This window comes from Roseomonas sp. 18066, assembly GCF_902706185.1.
GTDB lineage: Bacteria > Pseudomonadota > Alphaproteobacteria > Acetobacterales > Acetobacteraceae > Pseudoroseomonas.
The window spans coordinates 1-2,811 of sequence record NZ_CACSJM010000281.1; the positions used below are offsets into that span (position 1 = coordinate 1).

At 72.8% G+C, this 2,811-nt stretch carries 1 protein-coding gene; it reads right to left on the minus strand.

Features of this window, described 5'->3' with window-relative positions:
- A partial coding sequence (locus GVN67_RS28590) for an EAL domain-containing protein (RefSeq protein WP_160000696.1) occupies positions 1–2,518 on the minus strand: 2,518 nt, incomplete at its 3' end.
- Positions 2,519–2,811: the final 293 nt, after the last annotated feature.

Consider the following 2,811-nt stretch of genomic DNA (forward strand, 5'->3'; position numbering starts at 1 on the left):
CAGGGCTATGCCATCGGCCGCCCGCCGTGCCGGCCGCCAGCCATTGCGGCAGCAGCACATCGAGCTCCTGCGGGCGGTCGATGGCATAGCCCTGGGCGCAATCGACGCCGATGCCGGCCAGCAGGTCGAGGATCGCCGCGTTCTCGACGAATTCGGCGACCGTCGCCGCGCCGATCTCGCGGGCGATGCGGGTGATCGAGCGGACGATGGCCAGGTCGATCGGGCTGTCGGGCAGGTTGCGGATGAAGGTGCCGTCGATCTTCAGGCAATCCACCCGGAAGGCGCGGAGGTAGCCGAAGGAGGAGAGCCCGGCGCCGAAATCATCCAGCGCCACCCGGCAGCCCTGGGCGCGGATGCGGTCGATGATGCCGCGCGCCTGGTCGATGTTGTTGACCAGGGCGGTCTCGGTGATCTCCAAGGTGAGGGCCGCCGGCGGCAGCGCCGAGGCCTCCAGCAGCCCCAGGAAGAAGGCCAGGAAGCCCGGCTCGTTCAGCGAGTTGGCGGAAATATTGATGGCCAGCGCCAGGTCGGGCACGGCGGCCAGCGCGGGCGCGCGGCGCTGCAGCACCTCGGCCAGCACCCAGCGGTCGATCTCGGCCATCAGGTCGTAGCGCTCGGCCACCGGGATGAACAGCGCGGGCGAGACCAGGCTGCCGTCGCGCGCCACCAGCCGCAGCAGCAGCTCGTGATGCGCGTGGCCGCCGGGGCGGATCGCCGCGATGCGCTGGGCATGCAGGCGGAAGCGGTTCTCGCGCAACGCCTCGCGCAGCTCCGCCGCCATGATGATCTCGCGGTGCCGGGCCGCCCCCTCCTTGGCATCCTGGGCATAGGCGATGATGCGGTTGCGGCCGGCATGCTTGGCGGCATAGCAGGCGACATCGGCCTGCTTCATCACCGTGTTGCGCGTCTCCGACCCGGCGGTGACCGGCACCACGCCCATGCTGGCGGTCATCGGATAGGCGCGCCCCTCCCACAGGAAGGGCTGGGCGGCGATGGCGTGGAGCAGCTGGTCGAGCTCCGCCATCGCCACCTCGGCCTTGCGGTCGAACAGGATGATGGCGAATTCGTCGCCGCCGAGCCGGGCCACCAGGTCGTTGGGCTTCAGCTCGCGGCACAGCAGGCCTGCCACCACCCGCAGCAGCGCGTCGCCGGCGGCGTGGCCCGCGGTGTCGTTGACGATCTTGAAGCGGTCGAGGTCGATGAAGCACAGCGCGTGCTCCAGCCCGCGCTCGCGCGCCGAATCGACCGCCTCGACCAGCACGGCCTCGAATTTCCGGCGGTTGGGCAGACCGGTCAGCGCGTCGTGCAGGGCGCTGAATTCCAGCTCGCGCTGCATGTTGCGCAGCGAGCTGACATCCTGGAACACCAGCACGGCGCCGATCACCGCGCCGGCCTTATCGCGGATGGGGGCGGCCGAATCCTGGATGTCGACGCGGCGCGGCGGGTCGTCCCGCCCCTCGCCGACATGGCCCAGCATCGCCTGCTGCTGCAGGTGGAAGACCCGCTGCTCGGCCAGCGCCTGGCGCACCGGGTTGTCCAGCGGCAGGCCGGTCTGCGGGTCGACGATGTCGAAGACGGTCTCGATCGGCCGGCCCAGCGCCTGCTCCAGCCGCCAGCCGGTCATCGCCTCGGCCACCGGGTTGAGGAAGCTGACGAACCCTTGGGCATCGGTGGTGATCACCCCGTCGCCGATCGAGCCCAGCGTCACCTGCAGCCGGTCGCGCTCCTCGTGCAGCGCCGCCTCGGCCCGCTTCAGCCGGTCGATATCCTGGATCTGCGAGATGAAATGCTGCGGCCGGCCGGCCGCGTCGCGCGCCAGCGAGACGCTGAGCAGCCCCCAGACCAGGCTGCCGTCGCGCCGGCGGTAGCGTTTCTCCAGCCGGTAGCTGTCGACCCGTCCGGCCAGCAGCGCCTCGGCCTGGGCCAGGTCGGCGTCGAGGTCCGCCGGATGGGTGATGGCCTGGAAGGTCAGCGCGGTCAGCTCCGACCGGGTATAGCCCAGCAGGTCGCAGACCGCCCGGTTGACCTGCAGCCAGGCGCCGTCCAGCCCGACCAGGGCCATGCCGACCGTCGAATGCCGCATGATGCTGGCCAGCTGCGCCTCGCTCTCGCGCAGCGCGGTCTCGCGGGCGCGGCCGGCGGTCAGGTCGCGCAGCGTCAGGCCGAGGCCCAGCACCGTGCCCGCCCCGTCGCGCAGCACGGCCAGGCCGATGGCGCAAAGCCGCTTCACCCCGTCGCGCCGGCGCAGCCAGGCTTCGCCGCGTGCCTGGCCGGCCTCGCCCAGCGCCTGGCGCAGCAGCTTCTCCGGCGCCGCCTCGGGGGGCAGGCAGGCGGCGAAGGGGCGACCGGGCATGTCGTCCGCCGGCCAGCCCAGCAGCAGGGCGGCGCCGGCATTCCAGCTCAGCACCCTTCCCTGCGGGTCGAGCAGCGCGATGCCCTCGTCCTGCACCCCCTCCGCCAGCGGCGACAGGGCGGCAGGGCCGCGGCGATCGGGCCGGGCCTGGTCGGCGGCTGTCATTGCATGCCCCTTCTCGTCATCGCGCGGGGCTGCCGGGGCCGCGCGACGAAGGCGGCACCGGCGGCGGCCATGCCCGATGCGCGGACCCCGCCGATCCTGCGAGGAAAGCGCCGCCACCGGGCGGAGGGTCGCCGGCACCTGCCGGCCGATCCCTGCCGCATTCTCCCAGATCGGGCTTCTGGCTTCAAGCGCGCGGCCGGCCCGCCCGGCACGGGACCGGTCCCTGATTCGCAGCGCCACCAGGCGGTTGCCAGGGTTGCGGGCCGCCCGCCGGCAGCGCATGGTCCCGCCCC